25 protein-coding genes are annotated in these 22,717 nt (G+C 73.0%); 9 read left to right on the top strand and 16 right to left on the bottom strand.

Features of this window, described 5'->3' with window-relative positions; all coding sequences use genetic code 11:
* Positions 1-163: 163 nt before the first annotated feature.
* Positions 164-577 carry a CBS domain-containing protein gene (locus ACME2J_RS12680; protein ID WP_495545285.1) on the bottom strand — a complete coding sequence of 138 codons (414 nt, stop codon included), beginning with the start codon at positions 575-577 and terminating at the stop codon, positions 164-166.
* A 170-nt stretch (positions 578-747) separates the two neighbouring features.
* Between ACME2J_RS12680 and ACME2J_RS12685 the strand changes: the two genes are divergently transcribed.
* The 5 genes from ACME2J_RS12685 to ACME2J_RS12705 all read left to right on the top strand — a co-directional run bounded on the left by ACME2J_RS12685 (position 748) and on the right by ACME2J_RS12705 (position 5,763).
* Complete coding sequence (locus ACME2J_RS12685; protein WP_495545286.1) at positions 748-1,125, top strand: helix-turn-helix transcriptional regulator; 378 nt, start codon at positions 748-750, stop codon at positions 1,123-1,125.
* A 136-nt stretch (positions 1,126-1,261) separates the two neighbouring features.
* On the top strand, positions 1,262-2,344 hold the full coding sequence (gene coxB, locus ACME2J_RS12690) for a cytochrome c oxidase subunit II (protein WP_495545287.1): 1,083 nt from the start codon (positions 1,262-1,264) through the stop codon (positions 2,342-2,344).
* 13 nt (positions 2,345-2,357) lie between these two features.
* Positions 2,358-4,262 carry a cytochrome c oxidase subunit I gene (gene ctaD, locus ACME2J_RS12695; protein WP_495545288.1) on the top strand — a complete coding sequence of 635 codons (1,905 nt, stop codon included), beginning with the start codon at positions 2,358-2,360 and terminating at the stop codon, positions 4,260-4,262.
* Between the two features lie 3 nt (positions 4,263-4,265).
* Positions 4,266-5,096, top strand: a complete 831-nt coding sequence (locus ACME2J_RS12700; protein ID WP_495545289.1) for a hypothetical protein — start codon at positions 4,266-4,268, stop codon at positions 5,094-5,096.
* Between the two features lie 46 nt (positions 5,097-5,142).
* Positions 5,143-5,763: a cytochrome c oxidase subunit 3 gene (locus ACME2J_RS12705; protein ID WP_495545290.1), complete on the top strand. Its 621-nt coding sequence runs from the start codon at positions 5,143-5,145 to the stop codon at positions 5,761-5,763.
* 251 nt (positions 5,764-6,014) lie between these two features.
* Here the strand turns inward: ACME2J_RS12705 and ACME2J_RS12710 are convergent, their stop codons facing one another.
* Both ACME2J_RS12710 and ACME2J_RS12715 read right to left on the bottom strand, forming a co-directional pair.
* A complete protein-coding gene (locus tag ACME2J_RS12710) occupies positions 6,015-6,449 on the bottom strand; it encodes a hypothetical protein (RefSeq protein WP_495545291.1) in 435 nt (144 codons plus the stop codon).
* A gap of 11 nt (positions 6,450-6,460) precedes the next feature.
* Positions 6,461-6,727, bottom strand: a complete 267-nt coding sequence (locus ACME2J_RS12715; protein ID WP_495545292.1) for a hypothetical protein — start codon at positions 6,725-6,727, stop codon at positions 6,461-6,463.
* A gap of 104 nt (positions 6,728-6,831) precedes the next feature.
* Between ACME2J_RS12715 and ACME2J_RS12720 the strand changes: the two genes are divergently transcribed.
* Positions 6,832-7,554: a plastocyanin/azurin family copper-binding protein gene (locus ACME2J_RS12720; RefSeq protein WP_495545293.1), complete on the top strand. Its 723-nt coding sequence runs from the start codon at positions 6,832-6,834 to the stop codon at positions 7,552-7,554.
* A gap of 203 nt (positions 7,555-7,757) precedes the next feature.
* Here ACME2J_RS12720 and ACME2J_RS12725 read toward each other — a convergent pair whose 3' ends face one another.
* Positions 7,758-8,435, bottom strand: a complete 678-nt coding sequence (locus ACME2J_RS12725) for a hypothetical protein (RefSeq protein ID WP_495545294.1) — start codon at positions 8,433-8,435, stop codon at positions 7,758-7,760.
* An 84-nt stretch (positions 8,436-8,519) separates the two neighbouring features.
* Between ACME2J_RS12725 and ACME2J_RS12730 the strand changes: the two genes are divergently transcribed.
* The 3 genes from ACME2J_RS12730 to ACME2J_RS12740 are packed head-to-tail and all read left to right on the top strand — an operon-like array spanning position 8,520 to position 11,064.
* On the top strand, positions 8,520-9,539 hold the full coding sequence (locus tag ACME2J_RS12730) for an ATP-binding cassette domain-containing protein (RefSeq protein WP_495545295.1): 1,020 nt from the start codon (positions 8,520-8,522) through the stop codon (positions 9,537-9,539).
* Positions 9,536-10,303: an ABC transporter permease gene (locus ACME2J_RS12735; protein ID WP_495545296.1), complete on the top strand. Its 768-nt coding sequence runs from the start codon at positions 9,536-9,538 to the stop codon at positions 10,301-10,303. Before ACME2J_RS12730 ends, ACME2J_RS12735 begins: the two co-directional genes overlap by 4 nt.
* The gene (locus ACME2J_RS12740; protein WP_495545297.1) at positions 10,300-11,064 is read left to right on the top strand and encodes an ABC transporter permease; all 765 of its coding nucleotides are present in this window, start codon (positions 10,300-10,302) and stop codon (positions 11,062-11,064) included. The genes ACME2J_RS12735 and ACME2J_RS12740 overlap by 4 nt, the downstream gene beginning before the upstream one ends.
* Here ACME2J_RS12740 and ACME2J_RS12745 read toward each other — a convergent pair.
* The 12 genes from ACME2J_RS12745 to rpsI all read right to left on the bottom strand — a co-directional run bounded on the left by ACME2J_RS12745 (position 11,061) and on the right by rpsI (position 22,494).
* Positions 11,061-11,756 carry a hypothetical protein gene (locus ACME2J_RS12745; protein ID WP_495545298.1) on the bottom strand — a complete coding sequence of 232 codons (696 nt, stop codon included), beginning with the start codon at positions 11,754-11,756 and terminating at the stop codon, positions 11,061-11,063. The genes ACME2J_RS12740 and ACME2J_RS12745 overlap by 4 nt on opposite strands.
* Positions 11,657-12,493: an alpha/beta fold hydrolase gene (locus tag ACME2J_RS12750; RefSeq protein ID WP_495545299.1), complete on the bottom strand. Its 837-nt coding sequence runs from the start codon at positions 12,491-12,493 to the stop codon at positions 11,657-11,659. The genes ACME2J_RS12745 and ACME2J_RS12750 overlap by 100 nt, the downstream gene beginning before the upstream one ends.
* 12 nt (positions 12,494-12,505) lie before the next feature.
* Positions 12,506-13,288: an enoyl-CoA hydratase/isomerase family protein gene (locus tag ACME2J_RS12755; protein WP_495545300.1), complete on the bottom strand. Its 783-nt coding sequence runs from the start codon at positions 13,286-13,288 to the stop codon at positions 12,506-12,508.
* Positions 13,285-13,707 (bottom strand): HIT family protein, encoded by a 423-nt coding sequence (locus tag ACME2J_RS12760; RefSeq protein ID WP_495545301.1) that lies wholly within the window; start codon positions 13,705-13,707, stop codon positions 13,285-13,287. Before ACME2J_RS12760 ends, ACME2J_RS12755 begins: the two co-directional genes overlap by 4 nt.
* 10 nt (positions 13,708-13,717) lie before the next feature.
* Positions 13,718-15,124: a tRNA nucleotidyltransferase/poly(A) polymerase-related protein gene (locus ACME2J_RS12765; protein ID WP_495545302.1), complete on the bottom strand. Its 1,407-nt coding sequence runs from the start codon at positions 15,122-15,124 to the stop codon at positions 13,718-13,720.
* Positions 15,121-16,242: an alanine racemase gene (gene alr / locus ACME2J_RS12770; protein WP_495545303.1), complete on the bottom strand. Its 1,122-nt coding sequence runs from the start codon at positions 16,240-16,242 to the stop codon at positions 15,121-15,123. The genes ACME2J_RS12765 and alr overlap by 4 nt, the downstream gene beginning before the upstream one ends.
* A gap of 7 nt (positions 16,243-16,249) precedes the next feature.
* Positions 16,250-16,717, bottom strand: a complete 468-nt coding sequence (locus tag ACME2J_RS12775) for a CBS domain-containing protein (RefSeq protein WP_495545304.1) — start codon at positions 16,715-16,717, stop codon at positions 16,250-16,252.
* Positions 16,718-16,727: 10 nt separating this feature from the next.
* On the bottom strand, positions 16,728-18,269 hold the full coding sequence (locus ACME2J_RS12780; protein ID WP_495545305.1) for an NAD(P)H-hydrate dehydratase: 1,542 nt from the start codon (positions 18,267-18,269) through the stop codon (positions 16,728-16,730).
* A complete protein-coding gene (locus ACME2J_RS12785; RefSeq protein WP_495545306.1) occupies positions 18,266-18,631 on the bottom strand; it encodes a holo-ACP synthase in 366 nt (121 codons plus the stop codon). The genes ACME2J_RS12780 and ACME2J_RS12785 overlap by 4 nt, the downstream gene beginning before the upstream one ends.
* Before the next feature lie 13 nt (positions 18,632-18,644).
* Entirely contained in the window at positions 18,645-20,543 is a 1,899-nt protein-coding gene (glmS, locus tag ACME2J_RS12790; RefSeq protein ID WP_495545307.1) for a glutamine--fructose-6-phosphate transaminase (isomerizing), read from the bottom strand.
* A 92-nt stretch (positions 20,544-20,635) separates the two neighbouring features.
* On the bottom strand, positions 20,636-21,949 hold the full coding sequence (glmM, locus tag ACME2J_RS12795; protein WP_495545308.1) for a phosphoglucosamine mutase: 1,314 nt from the start codon (positions 21,947-21,949) through the stop codon (positions 20,636-20,638).
* A 17-nt stretch (positions 21,950-21,966) separates the two neighbouring features.
* Complete coding sequence (rpsI, locus tag ACME2J_RS12800) at positions 21,967-22,494, bottom strand: 30S ribosomal protein S9 (RefSeq protein WP_495545322.1); 528 nt, start codon at positions 22,492-22,494, stop codon at positions 21,967-21,969.
* Positions 22,495-22,717 lie beyond the last annotated feature (223 nt).

Raw genomic sequence — 22,717 nt, forward strand, 5'->3', positions numbered from 1 at the left:
GCTCCTCCGCGTGAGTGTGGATCCACCCGGCGCTGGGCCTGGTGGATCCACACTCACGCCGCGACGAGGCGCCCGGACGGCCCGAGAACCGACGACGGCGCCCGTGGGCGCCGTCGTCTTCCTCTCCCCCGCGGCCGGCGAGCGCCGGCCGCACGTCTTCCGGTCAGGCCACCTTCGCCGTCCCCGGGACGTCGCAGCTCGCGCCGTCGCGCGTCCACGTCCTCACCACGTCACGCACGCTGAGGACGCCCTGGATCTCGCCGTCGTCGGTGACGATGAGATGCCGGAACCCTCCCTCCACCATCTCGACGGCGGCGCGCTCGAGCGACCAGGTCGGGGCCGCGAAGACGATCGACGGAGTGAGGTGATCGCCGACGAGCTCGACGTCGGGGTCCTGGCCCCGGCCGATCGACTGCAGGATGTCGCGCTCCGTGATGATGCCCGGCCCGGGCGCGTCCGGGTCGAGCACGACGGCAGCACCTACCTGCCTCTCGGTCATGAGCCGGGCCGCCTCGCGGAGGCTGTGCCCTTGCCCGACCGTGAGGACGAGCGTCGTCATTCCGTCGCGTACCTGCATCCGTTCGACCTCCGAGTTTGTTGCGAACGTTGCAAGCGCACGATAGCCGCCCCGCCTCCCGGCGGTCAAGACGCGGACGAGCGCGCCGACGACACGCACGAGCGTCGATGCGCCATCATGGATGGCGCATCGGCATCCATCCGCTCGCCCTCGACGTAGGAACGTCCGTCATGCATCGACCGGCCACCGTCCGCCATCGCACGAACCTCTTCCAGGAGGCGTGCGCCATCGTCGAGATCGAGTTCGCGAGCGAGCTCTCGCTCGACGAGATCGCCCGCAGGGTCGCCTCGTCGCGACGCCAGCTCCAGAGGGCCTACAACGAGATCGGTCGCACGACGTTCCGCGACCACCTCACGGGCGTCCGGATGGAGCGCGCCGCCGAGCTGCTGCGCAGCCGCGCGCTCACCGTGCGTGAGGTCGCCAACCAGGTCGGCTACCGCCAGCCCGCGCAGTTCGCGAAGGCGTTCCGCCGCCATCACGGCCTCGCGCCGTCGGACTACCGGGCGGCCCAGCGCTTCGGCGCCGCCGCATCGCCCGCGGCCGCCTGACGCCTCCCTCGCCGCCGGCGCGGCGGTCACGCGCGCCGACGACGGCCCCGCGGCCGGCGCCCGCCAGGACCGACGACCAGCACATCCGCGGAGCACGCGTTGCGTCGCGTCCCCTCGCCGGAATAGGATCGCCCCAATGGGTGAGGAGACGCGCAAGCCGCGCCGGTCGGCCATCGTGCAGATGGTCGTCATCGGCGCGATCGCCACGGCCTTGGGCATCGCCGCCGGGCTGACCATTGACTGGTTCCCCGCACAGGGATCCACGCAAGCCGAGGACATCGACACGTTGTGGGACGTCCTCGTCATCGCATCGGTGCCGTTCTTCGTGCTCGTCACGGTGGTCGTCCTCTTCAGCGTCATCGAGTGGCGCAAGAAGCCGGGCGAGGAGGAGCTCGACGGCCCGCCGATCCACGGGAACACGCGCCTCGAGGTCATCTGGACGGCTCTCCCGGCGATCCTCCTCGTCTCGCTCTGCACGTACGCCGCGATCGTCCTCGGCGACATCGAGGACGCGCCCGCGGACGCCGAGGCGCGCGTCGGCGTCACCGGCGAGCAGTTCACGTGGACGTTCGACTACACGGCGCCGGACGGCACCGAGTTCACGACGAACCAGCTCTACGTCGAGGAGGGCAAGAGCGTCCGCTTCGACGTCGTCTCCAAGGACGTCATCCACGACTTCTGGGTGCCGGAGTGGCGGATGAAGATCGACGCGGTCCCCGGCGTCACGACCGGCTACCGGGTCACGCCGACGAAGACCGGCGTCTTCCCCGTCGTCTGCGCGGAGCTCTGCGGCCTCGGGCACGCGTTCATGCGGCAGAACGCCCACGTCCTGCCATCGACCGAGTTCGCCGCCTGGATGGAGCGCGAGGTCGCTCGCGCCAAGGAGGGCGGCGCCGGCGGCGGCGGCGCCACGGAGGCCGGCGGCGACGGCGACGACTCCGAGGGCAAGGCCCTCTTCATCGAGGGCAACGGGGAGTCGGTCGCCTGCGGCAACTGCCACCAGCTCGCGGACGCGGGCACCGGCGGCGCCGTCGGCCCGAACCTCGACGAGGTCCTCCCCGGCCAGAGCGCCGACGAGATCCGCCAGTCCATCGTCGATCCCGCCGCGGAGACGACCGAGGGCTTCCCGTCAGGGGCCATGCCACCGTACGAGGGCGTGCTCAGTCCCGACGAGCTCGAGGCGCTCGTGACCTACCTGCAGAACGCCACGGAAGAGTGAGGACCGACCGCTCATGACCGTTCCCATGACCCTGCGCCGGCCCAGCTGGTACCGCGCGGCGTTCTACACGCTGCTCGGCATCGCCTTCTCCTACGGCCTCAGCATCGGCGCCCGCGCGCTGCTCGACTACGACCCGCTCCTCGACGGCGAGTCGGTCCTCCAGGTCGCTCTCATCGCGACGCCGCTCTTCTTCCTCGGCGGTCTCGGCTGCTTCGACTACTGGCTGTACTGGGCGGCCGGCCGGCCGGCGCGGCCGGACGACCACTCCGACCACGGCGCGCGGTCCTGGAAGGACTACTTCCGGCCGAACACCGACCACAAGGTCATCGGCATCCAGTACACGGTGACCTCGTTCTTCTTCCTCCTCGTCGGCGGGCTCATGGCGATGCTCATGCGCGCCGAGCTCGCTCAGCCGGGAAGCCAGTTCGTGGATCCGGGGACCTTCAACGGCCTCTTCAGCGTCCACGCGTCGATCCTCATCTTCCTCTTCATCATCCCCGTCTTCGCGGGCATGGCGAACTACGTCCTGCCGCTCATGATCGGCGCGCCGGACATGGCGTTCCCGCGGCTCAACGCCCTGTCGTTCTGGCTCCTGCCGGTCGCGGGCGTGATGATGATGGGCTCGTTCTTCGCCCCCGGCGGCTCCTTCGCGACGGGCTGGACGGCCTACGCGCCGCTCTCGGACACCGCGCCGATCGGCCAGATCTTCTTCACGATCGGGGTGCAGTTCGCGGGGGCGTCATCCATCGCGACAGCCCTCAACTTCCTCGTGACGATCATCACGATGAGAGCGCCCGGGATGAGCTTCTTCCGGATGCCGCTCCTCGTGTGGGCGAACTTCTCGACGTCGCTCCTCGTCGTCATCGCGACGCCGTTCATCGCCGCGTCGCAGTTCTTCATCCTGCTCGACAGAGCCCTCGGCTTCAACTTCTTCAACGCGGCGCAAGGTGGCGACGTGCTCATGTACCAGCACGTCTTCTGGTTCTACTCCCACCCCGCGGTGTACATCATGATGCTCCCGGGCTTCGGGATCATCAGCGAGGTCCTGGCGGTGAAGGCGCGAAAGCCGATCTTCGGCTACCGCATGATGGCCTTCTCCCTGCTCGCGATCGTCGTCCTCGGCTTCACCGTGTGGGCGCACCACATGTTCGTGAGCGGCATGCAGGACTGGATCCGCATCCCGATGATGGTGACGACGGCGATCATCGCCGTGCCGACCGGCATCAAGATCTTCAGCTGGCTCGCGACGATGTGGCGGGGCGTCCTCACCCTCGACACGCCGATGCTCTTCGCGCTCGGGTTCCTCACGATGTTCACGCTCGGAGGGATCTCCGGGGTGATGCTCGCGATGATCCCGCTCACGATCCACGTGAGCGACACGTACTTCATCGTCGCCCACATCCACTACGTCCTCTTCGGCGGGTCGCTCTTCACGATCTTCGCCGGCGTCTACTACTGGTTCCCGAAGATGACGGGGCGGATGTACGACGAGCGCCTCGGCAAGCTCCACTTCTGGACGACGTTCGTCTTCTTCAACGCGACCTTCGCGCCGATGCACCTCATCGGCGTCGACGGGATGCCGCGGCGCGTCGCCGACTACGCCGAGCAGTACGCCGGCTGGAACCTCGCGATCTCGATCGCGTCGTTCGCGCTCGGCCTCTCGACCCTCATCTTCGTCTACAACATGGTCGCCTCGTGGCGCGGCGGTCCGCGGGCGGCCGCGAACCCGTGGCGCTCGCTCACCCTCGAGTGGCAGGTCTCGAGCCCGCCGCCGATCTTCAACTTCGACCGCGTGCCGACCGTCGTCGGCGGCCCCTACGAGTACGGCGTCCCGGGGGCCGTCCACGGCATCGTCGAGGACGGGGCCGAGGTGACCCCCACCCCAGCGGGGTCCGTCGCCCAGCCGAGCAAGGAGTAAGTCATGAAGACCATCCTCATCGTCGCCAACGAGACCCTCGGCGGGTCGAAGCTCGTCGAGACCGTCATGCCACGGCTGGAGGACGGCGACGCGCGCGCGGTCTTCTGCGTGCCGCGGACGCAGCCCAGGCACGGCAACGTCATCTACGACGACGCGGTCTACGACGCGGCGCAGGTGCGCGTCGACCTCGCGCGGGCCTATCTCCGCCAGCGCGGCATCGACTCGGTCGGCGAGGTCGGCGATCCCGATCCCTACACCGCGACGATGGACGCGATCGCCGAGTACGACCCCGACGAGATCGTCATCTCGACGCACCCCGAGCCGACGTCCGGCTGGATGCGGCGCGGCCTCATCGAGCGCATCGAGGAGGCGTCCGGGCTTCCCGTCGAGCACGTCGTCGTCGACCTCGCCAAGGAGGGGCGCCCGTTCCGCGTGACGCTCGTCGTCGCGAACCGGACGGCGAGCCGCGACGAGCTCGTCGACCATCTCAAGGGCAAGATGTCCGACGGCCAGGACCGGATCTTCATCGCGGTCGTCCCCCAGGACGGCGGCGAGGGCGTCGCGGTGCGCCGCGCGCAGGCGCGCCTCTCGCAGCTCGTCGACCGCGTGCGCTCCGCCGACCTGCGCTGCGCGGGCATGATCGGGGACCCCGATCCCTACACCGCGACGATGAACGCGCTCCAGTTCTTCCACATCGACGACGTCGTCATCTCGACGCTGCCGGCGACGAAGTCCGGATGGCTGCGGGCCGACCTCGTCGAGCGCGTGCGCAAGGCGAGCGGCCTCCCCGTCGAGCACGTCGAGGCGACCGAGAAGACGACCACCGCCGCCTGACCCCGAGCACCGACCGCCGAGCGACCGAGGGAAGAGACCGACCACGATGGAAGCCGCCGCGATCCCCGCCCACGGGCACGGCCACGACGATCATCACCACGGGCCGCCGCCCGCGAACCGCTCGAGCCGCGTCGAGCCGGGGATGCTCGGCATGCTGCTCTTCATCATCAGCGAGCTGATGATCTTCGGCGGCTTCTTCGCCGCCTACTTCTTCATCCGGATCGTGCAGGACAACCCGTGGCCCGCCGACGGCACGGAGCTGCCGGTCGCGATCGCCGGCGTCAACACGGCGATCCTGCTCTCCTCCTCCCTCACTCTCCACTGGGCGGAGACGGCGCTGAAGGCAGGCAACCGCCGCGCGTTCAAGCTCGGGATGCTGACGACGTTCCTCCTCGGCGCGACGTTCCTCTTCGTCCAGGTCAACGAGTACATCCACCTCGGCTTCGCGCCGCACGACCACGCGCAGGGCTCGATCTTCTACGGCCTCACCGGCCTGCACGGCGCCCACGTCCTCATCGGCCTCATCCTCCTCTTCATCGTCACCCTGAGGGCGTTCAGAGGCCACTTCAGCGCCGAGGACCATCGCGGTGTCGAGATACCAGGGATCTACTGGCACTTCGTCGACGTCATGTGGATCGTCGTCTTCACCACGATCTACGTCATCTAGCGACGCTGGACGACAGGCCGTCAGCGAGAGAGGGCGCCCACATGGGCGCCCTCTCTCGTCTGCGCGGAAGAGCGCCCGCACGGGCGCCCTCTCACGTCTGCGCGGAAGGGCGCCCGCACGGGCGCCCTCTCACGTCTGCGCGGGCGAGGACGGCGGCACGCAGGCGGCGGAGGCTCGGGGGTCGAGACGGCGCCGACGAGCCGGACGCGGCGCAGATCGGCGGTGATCGGACGCCGCGGCGCGGAGCGCGGCTACTCGCCGCAGGCGCCGGGGTTCTGGGCGCAGAAGTCGCTGAAGCCGCCGGTCTGACCGCCGTCCGGGGCGGCCTGGGCGTTCGGATCGGGCGCCGCCGTCCCCCCGCTCTCGGGCGCGGGCGCCGGGGCGGGCGCCGGGGCGGGCGCGGGCGCGGGCGCGCCGGTGTCTCCCCCGGCGTTCCCCGTGCTCGGGGCCGGGGTCGGCGCCGCGGCGTCGTCCGTCGCCTCCGTCGTGTCGGTCGTCGAGGTGGTCGCCGTCGAGTCGACGTCGCCGTCGCCGTCGGGGACCTCCGTCGAGCCCTCCCCCGGCGGGAGGAGCTCCGGGGTGTCGCTGGGGACGACGTCGCCGACCTCTTCACCGCCGCCGCAGGCCGCGAGGCCGCCCGTCGCGGCCAGCGCGAGAAGGAGGGCGGTGAGCCGGCGCGGCATCATGCGCGCGGTCGTCAGGTCGTGGCGACGGGCGGCATGCGGCGGCCGCACGTCGGGCAGTCGTTGAGGTCCCTCTGAGCGAGCTGGTCGCACCACGGGCAGAAGCGGAGGTGCTCGACCGCCCACGGCAGCCGGCTCTCGCTCGGCGCGACCGGGAGGACCTTGCCGACGACCTGGAGCTCCTCGCCCGTCTCGCGGTCGCGGTAGACGACGTCGGGCTCGGCCTCGAGGAAGATCTCACGCCCGGTCGTGGGCGTCCGCATGCGGTAACGCTGGCTCATCCCCCGGCACTCTACCGCGCGAGCGGGCGCGACCACGCCACGGGAGAACGGCCGCCGAGCAGGGTGGATTCCGTCCTCCCGGTGCGGATAGGGTTGGGCTCGTGATGCCAAGGGTCCTTCCTCAGCGACCGGTGCGCCGCCTCGGGCTCGCCACCACCGCCGTCGTCGCCGCGCTCGCCGCCGCAGGCTGCGATGCCAGCGACAACCCCGACCTCGTCGCCGGCAAGCAGCTCTTCGTCGAGCGGTGCGGGTCGTGCCACATCCTCGAGCGCGCCGAGACGAAGGGAGTGACCGGCCCGAACCTCGACCAGGCCTTCGTCCGGCCGCTCACCGACGGCTTCGGCCGCGAGGGCATCGAGGGCGTCGTCGAGGAGCAGATCCTCTATCCGCGCCGCGGCTCCGTGATGCCCGCGAAGCTCGTCGAGGGTGAGGAGGCCGAGGACGTCGCCGCGTACGTCGCGGAGGCCGTCGCGCGGCCCGGCGAGGACGAGGGCATCCTCGCGACCGCCGTCCAGTCCGCGGCCTCCGACGAGCCGGCCGTCGCCGACGACGGCGTCCTGACGATCCCCGCCGATCCCGGCGGCGGGCTCCTCTACGTGAACGCGACGGCGCAGGCCCCGCCCGGCGAGCTCGAGATCGTCATGCCGAACGAGTCGCAGGTCCCGCACAACCTCGTCATCGACGGCAAGGGCGAGACCCCGGTCGTCACGGGCGAGACGGCCTCGTTCACCGCCACGTTCGAGCCCGGCGAGTACACGTACTACTGCTCCGTGCCGGGGCACCGCGAGGCCGGCATGGAAGGCGTCCTCACCGTCGAAGAGGGCTGACGCCCGCCGCCGGGCGCCGCCCTCTCGGGCGGCGTCAGGTGACGGCGCGCACGACGAGGACGACGAGGACGACCGCCGCGGCGACGGCGACGGTCCCGAGGAGGAACCGGAAGGCGGCGGCCTCGGACTTCAGCGGGTTCATGACCCGACCCTACCGCCGACGTCGCCCGCGCCTGGGCGGGGCGACGCCGGGGGCGAACCGCCTACGGAGTCGAGACGAGCGTCGCCGAGTACATGACCCGGGCGGTCTGGTAGAGGCAGTAGAAGCGGGAGATCTTCATCTCCTTGCTCTCGTCCTGCGCCGTCTGGCGGTCGAAGTCGTCGCACTGCCCCTTCCGGCGGCTCGCCCTCCACGAGGTCGTCGACGGCTGGTTGACCGCGAGCGCGGGCGCCCAGGTCGGCACCGTGAGCCCGACGACCCAGCCCTTCTCGACCTTGATGGTCTCCTCGAGCGGGAACTGGACGGTCTGCCCGAAGTACTTCTTGAGCTTCTTCGGCGGCCCCACCTTGATGTTGCGGTGGTAGAGCTTGTTGCCCGGGCGCAGGATCGTGATCTGCGCCTCCGAGGGGCCTCCGAGGTTCTCGTCGAAGAACTCGACCTGCTCCGCTCCGGGTTCGCCGAGCGTCACCGCCCAGGCGACGATGCGGCCGTCCTTGGGGATGACGTGCACGCCGCGGGTGTCGCCGACCTTCGCCTGGAAGCCGGTCGTCTTGGAGATCGCGAGGCACGGCCGCTCGGGGCAGGACGGCTTCGGAGGCGGCGTCGTGGCGTCGGAGTCGATCACGCCGACCTCGGTGAGCGTGCCGAAGGCCGCTGCCGGGAGGGCGAGCACGCAGCCGATGGCCGCGAACGTCGTCTTCGTCGATCGCTTGAGCTTCATCACGACCATTGAACACGACTCTTCCTCGGAAGGTGCGGGGCCTCACCGATCAGAAGTTGCGCGCGCAATAGACTCTCCGGCTTCATGGCGGCGATCGAGACGAGCGGACTGGAACGCGAGTACCGCGGCGGCCTGAAGGCCGTCGCCGGTGTCGACCTCGCGGTCGAGGCGGGCGAGGTCTACGGCTTCCTCGGCCCGAACGGCGCGGGGAAGACGACGACCGTGCGGATGCTCGTCACCCTCCTGCGCCCCACGGGGGGCCGCGCGACGGTCGCGGGCCACGACGTCGCGCGGGAGCCCGCGAAGGTGCGGCGACGGATCGGCGTCGCCCTCCAGGAGGCCTCGCTCGACCTCCTCATGACGGGTCGCGAGCTCGTCGAGCTGCAAGCGACCTTGCACGGGATCCCCCGCCGGGACGTCGCGGGACGCGCCGAGGAGCTCATCGCCCGCGTCGGGCTCGAGCAGGCGCGGGACCGCCGCGTCGGCACCTACTCGGGCGGGATGCGCCGCCGGCTCGACCTCGCGATGGCCCTCGTCCACCAGCCCGAGGTCCTCTTCCTCGACGAGCCGACGACCGGCCTGGACCCCGTCTCGCGACTCACGCTGTGGGAGGAGGTCCGCCGCCTCAAGGGAGAGGGCACGACGGTCTTCCTCACCACGCAGTACCTCGAGGAGGCCGACCAGCTCGCCGACCGCGTCGGGATCATCAACGCGGGCAAGCTCGTCGCCGAGGGCACGCCCGCCTCGCTCAAGGCGGAGATCGACCGGCCGCGGCTCAACGTCTCGCTCGCGGACCCGGCCGCGCTGCCGCGCGCCCGCGAGCTTCTCGCGCGCTTCGGCGACGAGCGTCCCTCGACGGAGAACGCCGACCTCTCCTTCGCCGTCGACGGCGGAGCGACCGCGCTCGCCCCCGTCGTCCGCGCCCTCGACGAGGCCGGGATCGAGGTCGCCGCTCTCGAGGTCGTCCAGCCGACGCTCGACGACGTCTTCGTCGAGAAGACGGGCCGGCACCTCGAGGGCGCCGAGGGCGCGTCGGCGGACGCCCCGGACGAGGCGACGCCCCCCGGCCCGGGACCGACCGCGACGCCCGCCGGCCCGTCGTGACCCGCGCGACGGTCGCGCTCGCACGGCGGGCGCTCGCCAACAGCTTCCGCCGACCGCAGTTCCTCGCCCCGCTCGTCCTCTTCCCCTCCCTCTTCCTCGCGGTCAACGTCGGCGGCCTCAACCGGACGACGAACCTCCCCGGCTTCCCGGTCGTCGACGGGTTCCTCGACTTCCAGCTCGCCGCGGCGATGACGCAGTCGCTGCTCCTCGGAGGCGTCGCCGCGGGCATCGCGATGGCCCTCGAGATCGAGGGCGGCTTCTTCGATCGGCTCGTCGCCTCCCCCATCCCCCGGTCGGCGATCGTCATGGGGCGGCTCCTCGCCGCCGCCGTGCTCGGCGCTCTCCAGGTGACGTACTTCGTCGTCCTCGGACTCGTGTTCGGCGCGTCGATCAAGGGGGGCGTCTGGGGCGTCGTCCTCCTCCTCGTGACCGGCATGGTCGCGGGCGTCGGATTCGGCGCGATCGGCACGACGCTCGCGCTGCGCGCACGCAGCGCGGCGACGGTCCAGGGCGTCTTCCCGCTCGTCTTCGTCGTCCTCTTCGTGAGCACCGCGTTCTTCCCGGAGGACCTCCTGTCCAGCCCGGCCGACAGCGTCGCGCGCTACAACCCCTTGAGCTTCATCGCCGAGGGGCTCCGCGACCCGATCATCTCGTCGGCGAGCGCCGGGCCCGTCCTCGAGGGGCTCGCCGCCGCGGGCGGCGTCGCGGCGGCGGGCATCGCGCTCTCGATCCTCGCCCTCCGCGGAAGGCTGCGTGACGCATGAGGGAGAACGCCCTCGTCGTGCGTGCGCTCGTCCGCCGCGCGCTGAACGAGATCCTCCGCGTCCCCGGCGCGGCGATCCCCGGCGTCCTCGCCCCGTCGATCTTCATGGTCGGCCTCTCCGCCGTCTTCGGCCGGGCGGCGAACCTCGAGGGGTTCACGGCGGAGAACTTCATGACGTTCATCGTCGCCGTCGGGTTCCTCCAGGGCGCGGGCTTCACCGGGGCGGCGACGGGCGTGAACCTCGCCCGCGACATCGAGCAGGGGTGGTTCGACCGCCTCCTCCTCTGCCCCGCCCCGCGCGTCACGCTGCTCATCGGCATCGTCGCGAGCGCCGGCCTGCGAGCGCTCCTGCCGGCGACGTTCCTCTTCATCATCGCCGTCAGCCTCGACGTCGACTTCCCGGGATTCCTCGAGCTCGTCGTCGCCATCCCGCTCATCATGGGCATCGCGTGCGTCATGGCGTGCTGGGGCACGATCCTCGCCCTGCGCTTCCGCTCGCAGCAGGCGGCTCCGCTCATGCAGGTCGGCAGCTTCATCGCCGTCCTCTTCACGACGAGCTACGCGCCGAAGGAGCTCCTCGCCGGCTGGCTCGAGGTGATCGCGACGCTCAACCCCGTGACCCTCGTCCTCGAGGGCGTCCGGCAGGGGTTCGTCGGCGACGTGACGTGGGGCGACACCTGGCCCGCCTACCTCGCGCTCGCCGGCATGCTCACCGTCATGGGAGGCCTCGCCGTGCGCGGCCTCCAGCGCTTCAGCGACTAGCCGGCTTCACGCGGCGGGTTCGTCGTCGCCTCGAGCTCGCGGAGCTTCAGACGGCCGGTGCTCGGGAGGTCGGGTCCCGCGTCGACGCACGAGACCCTCGCGCATCCCGCCCGGGTGGACTCGGCCGAGAACCGCAGGGTCGCCGGACGTCCGACCGAGCTCTGCGAGAACTTGACGACGACCGAGCGGTCGCTCGGCCGGGTGACCGTCGCCGTCGCGACGCGGCGCGGGAAGTCGTTCGGGCGCTCTTCGAGGACGTGGCCGCGGAGGCGATCGCCGTCCCGGCTCGTGACGCAGACGAGATGGTCCGGGACCTTCTCCCCGGCGGAGCCGGCGATGTCGTAGAGGCGCAGGCAGATCGAGCCGGGCGGCCCGGGGTCGCGCCCGGTCGCCTCGAGGTCCGACGCCTCCCAGTCGGCGGCGGCGGTGACCGCGCCGCGCAGGCGCCCGTCCTTCGCCCGCTCGAGCTGGACGCGGGTGATGTCGATCTGCTCGTTCGCCGCGTCGTCGCGGTCGTCGGTGACGACGACGCGCTCGCCGAGCGTGCTCTGCGCGAGCGCGACCGCTCCGGCGGCGAGGACGACGGCGGCGGTCAGGCCGCCTGCGCGCGACAGGCGCCGTGACGCGCGAGGTGATCGAGGACGGCCCGTGCCGTCGGCAGCTCGGCGTCGGTCGTCATGAGATGACCGCATCCGGGAATCATGACGAACCGCGCGCCGGGGATCGCCAGTGCAAGCGCGCGACCGCGTGCCGGCGCGATGAGCCGGTCCTCGTCCCCGTGCAGGACGGTCACCCCGAGACCCGCGAGCTCGCCGAGCCGCGAGCGGACGTCGTGGAGCGCGATCGCCCCGAGCTGCGCTCCGATCGTCGCGGTCGGGGTCGCGTCCTGGGTCCGCAGCACGCAGTCCTCCTCGACCCTGCCCGGATGCTCGCGGGGCGTCCGCTCGGCGTAGAGCGCGCGGACGACGAGCTGCCACGAGCGCTCGACGCCGACGAGCGGGCGCAGCAGGCTGGACGAGAGGAGCCGCCACGGCGGTGCGCCGGAGCGCGCGCACGCCGTCGTGCTCCCGAGCACGAGCGACGCGACGCGGTCGCGGTGGCCGAGCGCGAGGTGCTGGGCGACGATCCCGCCCATCGACGTCCCGAAGACGTGCGCCCGCTCGACGCCGGCGTCGTCGAGGACGGCGAGGACGTCGGCGACCATGTCGGAGATCCGCAGCGGCCCGCGCAGGCGGCTGCTCGCGCCCGTCCCCCGGTTGTCGATCGCGAGGACCCGGACGTGGGGCTCGACGTGCGGCACGAGTCGCCACCAGGCCGCACCGGTCCCGCCCAGGCCCATGACGAGCACGAGGGTCTCCGCGGCCGTCGCCCCGCGGGGCGCGCTGTCGGTGTAGGCGATCCGCGCCCCGGCGCTCTGCGCGATCGGCATCGCAGCCTCGGGTCAGCGACCCGTGTACGTCGCCTTGCCGGGCCCCTCGTCGAGGAACGATCGGACGGCGCCCTTGAGGTCCTCGGTGCCGAAGAGGACGCCGCTCACCTCGGGCGTCACCGCGTCGGCGGCGCGCGCGCCCTCGTTGGCCGCCGTCGCGACGATCCTCTTCGTCGCCGCGTGGGCCCGCGTCGGTCCGTTCGCGATCCGCTCCCCGAACGCGCGTGCCGCGTCGGCGAACCCCTCGTCGGGGAGGACGCGGTTGACGACGTTCCACCGCTCGAGGGTCGCGGCGGCGAAGAGCTCGCCGGTGTAGATGAGCTCCTTGGCGCGCGCGGGCCCGGCGCGCTCGGTGAGTCGCTGGGGCCCGCCCATGCTCGGGGTGAGCCCGACGACGATCTCGACGAGGCCGAAGCGCGCCGACTCGGCGGCGAGGAGGATGTCGCAGGCGAGGCTGATCTCGAACGCGGCGGTGAGGCAGAGGCCGTGCGCCGCGAACACGGTCGGGCACGGCAGCTCCTCGAGCTGCTGGACGGGGACGAGGAGCTCCTCCCAGAGCGCCGTTCCCTGCTCGGGGGTGAGGCCCTCGAAGACGTGGACGTCGACACCGCCGGAGACGACCTTGCCCTCCGCGCGGAGGAGGAGCCCGCGGGGCGGGTCGGCGGCGAGCCGGCCGACCGCATCGCCGAACCCGTCGATCATCGCGCGGTCGAACAGGTTGAGCGGCGGGGAGTCGAACGTGAGCGTCGCGAGCGCTCCGTCGCGGTCGAGGCGCACCGGCCCGGAGGCGCTCACGAGAGCTCCCGCGCGGCCGCCTGGATGTCCTCCATGTCGCCCGGGGCGGGCGTCCACGGCAGCCGGAGGTCGTCCTTCTCCGGGTCGTCCGCGTAGCGGGGGACGACGTGGAGGTGGAAGTGGAACACCGTCTGCCACGCCGCGGCGCCGCAGGCGTTGAGGACGTTCACGCCGTCGGCGCCGAGGCGGTCCATCGCCCGTCGGCCGATCTCCTGGGCGAGGTCCGCGCAGGCGGCGAGGTCCTCGGACGGGATCTCGAGGAGGTCCCGGCTGTGCTCGCGCGGGATGACGAGCACGTGGCCCCGGGTCCCGGGGTTGATGTCCATGAACGCGATCGCGCGCTCCGTCTCGGCGACCCTCGCGGACGGCAGCTCGCCGGCGAGGATCTTGCAGAAGATGCAGTCGGGGTCGGCAGCCATGCCGCGCAGGCTATCCGGAGCGGGCGGCGAGCCAGCGCCGTGCATGCTCGATCGCGCCGTCGGCGGAGTCGATCTCGCCCGCGTAGCGTGCCGCCTCGATCTCGGCGAGGAGATCCCCGAGCACCGGTCCGCGGCGGATGCCGAGCGCGTCCGCGAGGACGTCGCCGCGGACGAGGGGCGCGGGACGATCGGCGAGCTGCCAGTCGACCACGGCCGGCAGGAGGTCCCGCGCGAGCCCGAGCAGCGCGGCGACCGAGTCCTCCGGCGCCCGGCCTCGCACCGCGAGCCGGTCGGCGACGCCGAGGAGCGTGACGTCGAGCGCGACGGGCTCCGTCGCAGCGAGGTAGGCGTGCAGCTCGCGCGCGCTGAGCGGTGCGTGTCGGGCGAGCTCGCCGAGGCGCAGGTGGTGCCGGGCGAGCGCCGAGACGTGGGCGCGCAGACGCTCGCTCGTCCTCAGCCGCGTGAGGACCTCCCGCGCGATCCCGGCGCCGCGCTCGTCGTGGCCGGGGAAGCGCACGACCCCGTCCTCGACGGTGCGGGTCTGCGGCTTGGCGACGTCGTGGAGGAGCGCGCCGAGACGCAGCGCCGTCCCACGCGTCATCTCGTCGGCGAGCGGCTCGGCGAGGAAGGCGCGGATCCGGGCGGCGTGCTCGGTCCCGATGTGGACGGCGGGGTCGCGCTCGAGCGCGATCGTCTCCTCGAGGACGGCGAGCGTGTGGCCGTGGACGTCCTCGTCCTCGTCGTCGCCGGCGCGCTGGCGCACCCCGCGGAGCCTCTCGAGCTCGGGGACGACGTGCCGGGTCACGCCGAGCTCGTCGGCGAGGCCGAGCCCGGACACGGCGGCGTCGGCGGCGAGGATCCGCCGCAGCTCGGCGAACACGCGCTCGGGCGCGACGTCCGCGATCCGCGGGGCGCACGCCTGCGCGGCGCGGAACGTCGCGGGCTCGGCGTGCAGGCCCAGCTCGCACGCGAGCCGGGCGAGCCGGATGACCCGCAGCGGGTCGTCGTCGAACGCCTCGGCGCTCACCATGCGCAGGCGCAGGTGCGCGGCGTCCGCCGCCCCGCCGTGCGGGTCGACGAGCGCCCCGCCGGCGAGCGGCTCGGCGATCGCGTTGATCGTGAAGTCGCGACGTGCGAGGTCCTCCTCGATGACCCCGCCGTGCAGCGGGGAGAGGTCGACCTGCCACGCGCGGCCGGGCCCGATGACCCTCCAGGCGCCGAAGGCCTCCGAGAGGGGGAACGCGGGACCGCCGCTGGAGACGCCGAGCTGGCGCGCCGCGGCGCGCACGTCGCCCTCGACGACGAGGTCGACGTCCTCGGTCGGCCGGTGCAGGAGCCGGTCGCGCACGGCTCCTCCCACGAGCCACACGCGCTCGTCGCGCAGGGCGGCCCGGGCCGCGTCGAGCGCGGCGCTCACACCTCTCCCGCCTCGCGCCGGGGGACGCGCGGCAGGAGGCCGCACGTCACCTCGTAGTTGATCGTCCCGAGCGCGCTCGCGATCTCCTCGGCGAGGATCTCCTCGTCGCCGTCGGCGCCGAGCAGCGTGGCGTCGTCGCCGACCTGCACCCCTCCCCCGTCGGGCCCGAGGTCGATCGTGACGTTGTCCATGCTGACCGTGCCCACGAGCGGCCACCGGCGGCCGCGCACGAGGACGTCGGCCTTGTCCGAGAGGCCGCGCCGCCACCCGTCCCCGTAGCCGACCGGCACCGTCGCGAGGACGGTGTCGCGGGCCGCGACGAAGCGACGGCCGTATCCCGTGCTCTCGCCGGCCGCGCACGGCTTCACCGTGGCGACGTAGGAACGCAGCGCGAGCGCGGGGACGAGACCGCGCTCGCGCGGATCGCGCCCGAAGGGATCGAGCCCGTAGATCGCGACGCCGCAGCGCACCATGTCGAGATGGCTCGCCGGCTCGCGCAGCGTCGCCGCGCTGTTCGCCGCATGGAGGAGCAGCCCCGGATGCCGCTCGCGCAGCGGCTCCGCCCACGCGCGGAAGCGCGCGAGCTGCGCCGGCATGAACTCGTCCCCCTCCTCGTCGGCGGTCGCGAAGTGCGTCATCACGCCGACGAGCTCGACCCCCTCCGCCGCCGCAGCCCGCCCGACGACGGCCGTCGCGACCGCCGGGTCGCGCGTGCCGAGCCGCCCCATCCCGGTGTCGAGCTTGACGTGGACGCGGCCGGGGGCGCCGCCGGGCGCGAGGTCGGCGACCGCGTCGACGAGCTCGGGGGTCCAGGCGATGACGTCGGCGTCCGCGGCGAGCGCGACCGCCAGCTCATCCCGGGAGAGGGCGCCCATGACGAGGATCGGGATGTCGTGGAATCCCGCTTCGCGGAGCTCTCTCGCCTCCTCGGCGCTCACGACCGCGAGCCAGTGGGCGCCGCCCTCGACCGCCGCGCGGGCCGCGCGTGTCGCGCCGTGGCCGTAGCCGTCGGCCTTGACGACCGCACACAGCTCCGCCCCGCCGGTGAGCGCCGCGCGGAGGGTCGCGACGTTCGCGGCGATCGCGCGGACGTCGACCGTCGCCTCGGCGCGGACCACGCGCGTGCTACGCCTCGTTCGCGAGCGCGTCGAGGACGTCGACGCGGGTGACGATGCCGACGAACCGCCCGTGCTCGACGACGGGCAGCCGGTTGTGGCCCGTGCGGACGATGAGCTTCGCGGCCTCGCGCACGGTCGCGTCGACGTTCACGGTGTCGGGGTCCTTCGTCATGAGGTCCTTCACCTTCGACGCGAACGCCTTGCGGATGCGGTCCTCGAACCCCTTGAGCGGCTCGAGGAACACGACGCCCCCGAGCAGCTCGACGTAGTGCGGGAGATGGAGGTCTCCCTGCTCGGAGGCGATGATGAGGTCCGCCTCGGTGACGATGCCGACGCAGCGGCCGCCGTCGTTGATGACCGGGAGGCCCGGAAGCTCGTTCTCGCGCATGAGCTGCACGGCGGTGTGGACGTCCACCTCGGGGGTGATCGTCACCGGGTCGCGGTCCATGATGTCGGCGACGGTCTGCTCGGCCATGGCGGGCAATCTACCGCTCGCGGCGCCTGCCCCACGGGAGCGCGGCGATGACGTCCGACGCCGTGACGCCGTCCGGCCCCCCGACGGCGGTGGTCGCCCGCACGCCCGCACGCACGTGCGCGAGGACGCCGGCGGAGGCAGCGGCGAACGCGTCGAGCCCCTGGCTGAGGAACGCGCCGATCGTCCCGGCGAGGACGTCTCCGGTGCCCGCGGTGGCGAGCGCAGGCGCTCCTCCGGGGCTCACGGCGACGCGGCCGTCGGGAGCGGCGACGAGGGTGTCGTCGCCCTTGAGGACGACGACGGCGCCGGCCTGCCGCGCTGCGTCCCGGGCGTGTGCGAGACGGGCCGCCTTGATCGCGTCGGAGTCGACGCCGAGGAGACGCGAGAGCTCGCCCGCGTGGGGCGTGAGGACCGTCCCGGCGGGACGCTCCGCGAAGCTCTCGATCCGACCCGCGTGCGCATTGAGCCCGTCGGCGTCGACGACGAGCGGCACCGCCGCGCGCCGGGCGAGGTCGCGTGCGAACGCGGTCGCTCCCTCGCTGCGACCGAGGCCCGGGCCGAGGACGAGCGCCCCGCCGCGCTGCTCCGCGCGCTCGGCGACGACGTCGGCCCCCTCGGCGCGCAGCGCGCCGTCCACGTCGGGGAGCCCGACGCTCATCACCTCGAGGAGCCGCGTCTCGACGACGTGCTCGAGGCTCGCGGGGACGCACGCGGTCACGTACCCCGCGCCGGCGCGCGTCGCCGCCCATGCCGCGAGGCACGGGGCGCCCGTCAGCCCGCGCGACCCCCCGGCGACGAGAACGTGCCCGCTCGAGAACTTCGTGCTCTCGGCGTCGCGCGACGGGAGGAGGTCGAGCACCCCCTCGGTGAGGAGCGCGACGTCGGCCTCGGGAACGGGCGCGCCGGCCGGGATCCCGATGTCGACCACGTGGACCTCACCGGCGTGCGCCTTGCCGGGGTGGACGTGGAGACCGGGCTTGGCGGCGGCGAACGTCGCCGTCGCGACCGCGCGGACGGCGACCGCGGCGACCTCGCCGGTGCTCGCGTCGACGCCGCTCGGGACGTCGCAGGCGACGACCGGCACGCCGGCATCCGCCGCGCGCCGCATCGCGTCGACCGCCTCGCCCGCGACGCCGCGCGGCGCCCCGGTGACCCCGGTGCCGAGGATCGCATCGACGACGACGGCGGCCTCGGCGAGCGCGTCGCCCGACCACGGCACGGGGCCGAGGCCGGGGAGCCGCTCCGCGTTGACCCGCGCATCCCCCCGCAGCTCGTCCACCGGGGCGAGCGCGACGACCTTCACGAGGCGGCCGCGCTCGCGGAGGAGACGCGCGACGACGTAGCCGTCGCCGCCGTTGTTGCCCTTGCCGCAGACGACGACGACGGGGCCCTCCGGGGCGACGCTCTCGACGACGCCGGCCAGCCCCTCCCCCGCGCGCTCCATGAGCGTCAGCCCCGCGATGCCGCGCTCCTCGATCGCCCACCGGTCGGTGGCGCGCATCCGGTCGGCGTCGGGCAGGGGCGCGGCGCCCGGGAACCACGCGGCGCTCATCCGCCGCCCTCGGTCATCGCGACGGCGCCCGCGGTCTCACGGGCGTGGGTGAGGCTCACGGCGATGTGCTCGACCCCGGCGGCGGCGGCGCGTGCGGCGACGTCCCCGTGGAGGCGGATCTCCGGCGGCCCTCCGTCGGAGACGACCTCGACCTCGCGCATCGACCACCCGGCCTCGAGGCGCAGGGCCTTCGCGACCGCCTCCTTCGCGGCGAAGCGCGCGGCGAGGTGCTGTCCCGGCCGGGCGCGGCCCGCCGCGTAGGCGCGTTCCGCGTCGGTGAAGAGCCGCTCGGCGAGGCCGGGGGTCCGGGCGAGCGCCTCCTCGACGCGGGAGATCTCGACGAGGTCGATGCCGACGGCCATGGCGTGCCGGGCCTCACTCCACGGTGACGGTCTTCGCGAGGTTGCGCGGCTGGTCGACGTTGAGGCCCCGCAGCCGGGCGATCCGGTAGGCGAGCATCTGGAGCGGGATGACCGCGAGGAGGGGCTGCAGGATCCAGTCGCAGTCCGGCACCGGGATGACCGACTCCGCGTGGGCGGCGATGTCGCCGTTGCGCGCGCCGGCGACCGCGATGACGTGGGCGCCGCGCGCCCGGACCTCCTGCATGTTGGAGATCATCTTGTCGAGGATCGGCGAGTCGGTCGCGATGCAAACGACGGGCGTCGACTCGTCGAGGAGGGCGATCGGACCGTGCTTCATCTCGCCCGCCGCGTAGGCGTCGGTCGCGATGTAGCTGATCTCCTTCAGCTTGAGCGCGCCCTCGAGCGCGACCGCGCGTCCGGCGTGACGGCCGAGGTAGAGGAAGAAGTCGCGGGTGTAGTGCGCCTCGGCGATCTCCTCGACGTCGGTGCCGTCGAGGATCTCCTTCACCATGTGCGGCAGCTGCTTGATCTCGGCGGTGAGCCGGCGCAGCTCTGCGGTCGGCAGCGCGCCGCGCAGCTCGGCGAGACGGAGCGCGAGGAGGTAGAGGACGGCGACCTGGCAGACGAACGTCTTCGTCGCGGCGACCGAGACCTCGAGCCCCGCACGGGTGTAGAGGACGCCGTCGGCGTCCCGCGTCGCCTGGCTCCCCATGACGTTCGTGATCGCGAGGACGTTCGCGCCGTTCTCGCGTGCGAGGCGCATCGCGGCGAGGGTGTCGGCCGTCTCCCCGGACTGGGTGATCCCGATGACGAGGTCGTTGGGACGGAAGATCGGGTTGCGGTAGCGGAACTCCGAGGCGATGTCCATCTCGACGGGGACGCGCGCCCACTCCTCGATGGCGTAGCGGCCGATGAGTCCCGCGTTGAACGAGGTGCCGCACGCGACGATGACGATCCGGTCGACGTCGGCGAGGATCGCCTCGTCGAGGGCGTCCGGCTCGGCGAGGTCGACGCCGTCCTCACGGAGCGTCCGGTCGGCGATCGTCTCGGCGAGGACGTCGGCCTGCTCGTGGATCTCCTTGAGCATGAACGTCTCGTAGCCGCCCTTCTCGGCGGTGTCCTCGTCCCAGTCGACCGTCGTCACCTCACGCTCGACCTCGGCGCCGTCGGGGCCGATGAACGTCGCCCCCTCCGGGCGCAGGACGACGATCTCCCCGTCCTCGATGTACTGGACCCGGCGGGTGTGGCGCAGGAACGCGGGGATCGCCGACGCGAAGAAGGCCTCGTCCTCGCCGCGGCCGACGATGAGCGGGCACTCCTTGCGCGCCCCGACGAGCGTCCCCGGCTCGTCGGCGGCCATCGCGACGAAGGCGTAGTGCCCCTCGAGCTCGGAGTAGGCGGCGCGGACGGCGTCGGTGAGCGAGCCCTCGGACATGTGGGAGGAGACGAGGTGCGCGATGACCTCCGCGTCCGTCTCCGAGGTGAAGCGCGCTCCGGCCGCGGCGAGGCCGTCCTTGAGCGCCATGTAGTTCTCGACGATGCCGTTGACGACGACGTGGACGCGGTCGGTCGTGTCGAAGTGGGGGTGCGCGTTCTCCTCGTTGACGCGCCCGTGCGTCGCCCACCGGGTGTGCCCGATCCCGGTCGCCGGCGCGGGAGCCGTCGCCGTCGCGACGTGCGTGCCGCCCCCGAGCGGCGCGGAGTCCGCGGAGACCTCCTCGCCGACGTGCTCGGCGGCGATCGCGCGCTCGAGGTTGTCGAGGTTCCCGACGGCCCGCACCGAGTCGATGTCCCTCCCGGCGAGCACGGAGACGCCGGCGGAGTCGTATCCGCGGTACTCGAGCTTGCGGAGACCCTCGAGCAGGAGCTTCTGGGCCTCACGCGATCCGACGTAGCCGACGATGCCGCACATGCGCTTGCGTGTCCTTCCGACGGGCGGTCGGCGGAGCGCGGGGCCCCGCCGGGGAGACAGGGAAGTGTAGAGGGCGCCCCTGCAGGCCAGGGTCAGCCTGCGGCGCGCCGCACGACCTCGACGAGACGCTCGCAGACGGCGTCCGTCTCCTCGGCCGTCGGCGCCTCGACCATGACGCGCACGAGCTGCTCGGTCCCCGAGGGGCGCACGAGGACGCGCCCGCGGCCCTGCAGCGCGTCGTCCTCGGTCGCGATCGCCCCGACGAGCTCCTCGGAGGCCATCGCGGCGTCACGGTCGGCGACGGGGACGTTGACGAGCCTCTGGGGCAGCTTCTCCATCGCGTCGCGGTCGGCGAGGTCGGCGCCCCCGAGCGACTCGAGGGTGAGGAGCGCGCTCGCGATCCCGTCGCCGGAGGGGACGAAGCCCATGTCGATGATGTGACCGGACTGCTCGCCGCCGAGCGACCAGGCGCGGGCCTGGAGCTCCTCGAGGACGTAGCGGTCGCCGACCTTCGTCACCGCGACCTCGACGCCGGCCTCGCGCATCGCCGTGTGGAAGCCGTAGTTCGTCATGACGGTGACCGCCACGCCGCTGCCGGGGAGACGCTCCGCACGGTGGAGGTGGAGCGCCGCGAGCGCGATGAGCTCGTCGCCGTCGACGACCCGTCCCGTGCGGTCGACCGCGAGCACGCGGTCGCCGTCGCCGTCGAAGGCGAACCCGACGTCGTGGCCGCCGGCGGCGACCTGCTCGGCCAGGGACTCCACGTGCGTCGAGCCGCAGCCCGCGTTGATGTTGCGGCCGTCGGGCGCCGCGGCGACCGCCGTCACGGTCGCGCCGAGCCGGCGGAAGATCTCGGGCGCCGCGCGGTAGGTCGCCCCGTTCGCGCAGTCGAGGAGGACGTCCAGGCCCGCGAGGTCGAGACCGGCGAACCGCTCGTGGAGTCCGCGCAGGTAGTCCTCGAGCGTCGCGTGGAGAGCGCGCACGCGGCCGATGGCCGCGGGCACCGGCGCCTCGGCGAGACGCCGCTCGATCGCGAGCTCCGTCTCGTCGGAGAGCTTCGTCCCCGTCGCGCCGAAGAACTTGATGCCGTTGTCGCGGAACGGGTTGTGCGAGGCGCTGATGACCGCTGCGACGTCGAAGCCGTACCGCGAGATGAGGAGCGGGGCGGCCGGGGTCGGGAGGACGCCGCCGAGGAGGACGTCGCCCCCCGCCGCGGTCACGCCGGCCGCGAGCGCGGCCTCGAGCATCTCGCCCGACTCCCGCGTGTCGCGGATGACGAGGACCTGCGGGCGGTCGGCGGCCGCCTCGAGCGTGACCGCGCGGCCGAGCGCGAGGGCGAGATCCGCGGTGAGGACCTCGCCCGCGACCCCGCGGACGCCGTCGGTCCCGAAGTGCCTCCGGGCCATCGTGTGCGTCGGGTCGGCTAGCGCTTGCTGAACTGCGGCCGCTTGCGCGCCTTCTTGAGGCCGGCCTTCTTGCGCTCCTTCGCGCGCGCATCGCGCGTGAGGAAGCCACGGCGCTTGAGCTCGCCGCGAAGGTTCGGGTCCGCCTCGAGGAGCGCACGCGAGATGCCGTGACGCAGTGCGCCGGCCTGGGCGCTCACGCCGCCCCCGTGGAGGCGCGCGACGACGTCCATCCGCGTCTCGTAGCCGACGGTCTCGAGCGGCTGGCGGATGTTGCGCTGCAGCGTCTCGCGGGGGAAGAAGACGTCGAGGTCCTTCCCGTTGACGGTGTAGGTCCCGGTGCCGGGCGTGATCATCACGCGGGCGACGGCGGTCTTGCGCTTGCCGGTCGCGCGGTAGCGGGCACCCTCGACGAGCTCGATGGCGGCCGTGATGGGCTCGTCGGAGACGACGTCCTCGCCGTCCTCGTCCGAGGTGACCTCCTCGGCGCCGACGTGCTCGGCGTAGAGGTCGGCTTCCTCGGCGCCGAGGGGGTCGGACCCCTCCATGACGATGTCGACCTCGAGGTCCATGCCCGGGATCGCGGGCTTCTCCCGAGGGGTCTGGGCCTCGGCGGGCTCCTCCTCGGGCTCGCCGGCGGCCTCGACGGCCGGCGGCTGCTCCGCGGCGGGCTGCTCCGCGGGCTGCTCGGCGGCGGGCTGCTCCGCGGGCTGCTCGGCGGCGGGCTGCTCGACGGAGGGCTCCTCGGGAGAGGGCTCCGGCGTCGCGCCG

The organism is Paraconexibacter sp. (assembly GCF_059438195.1).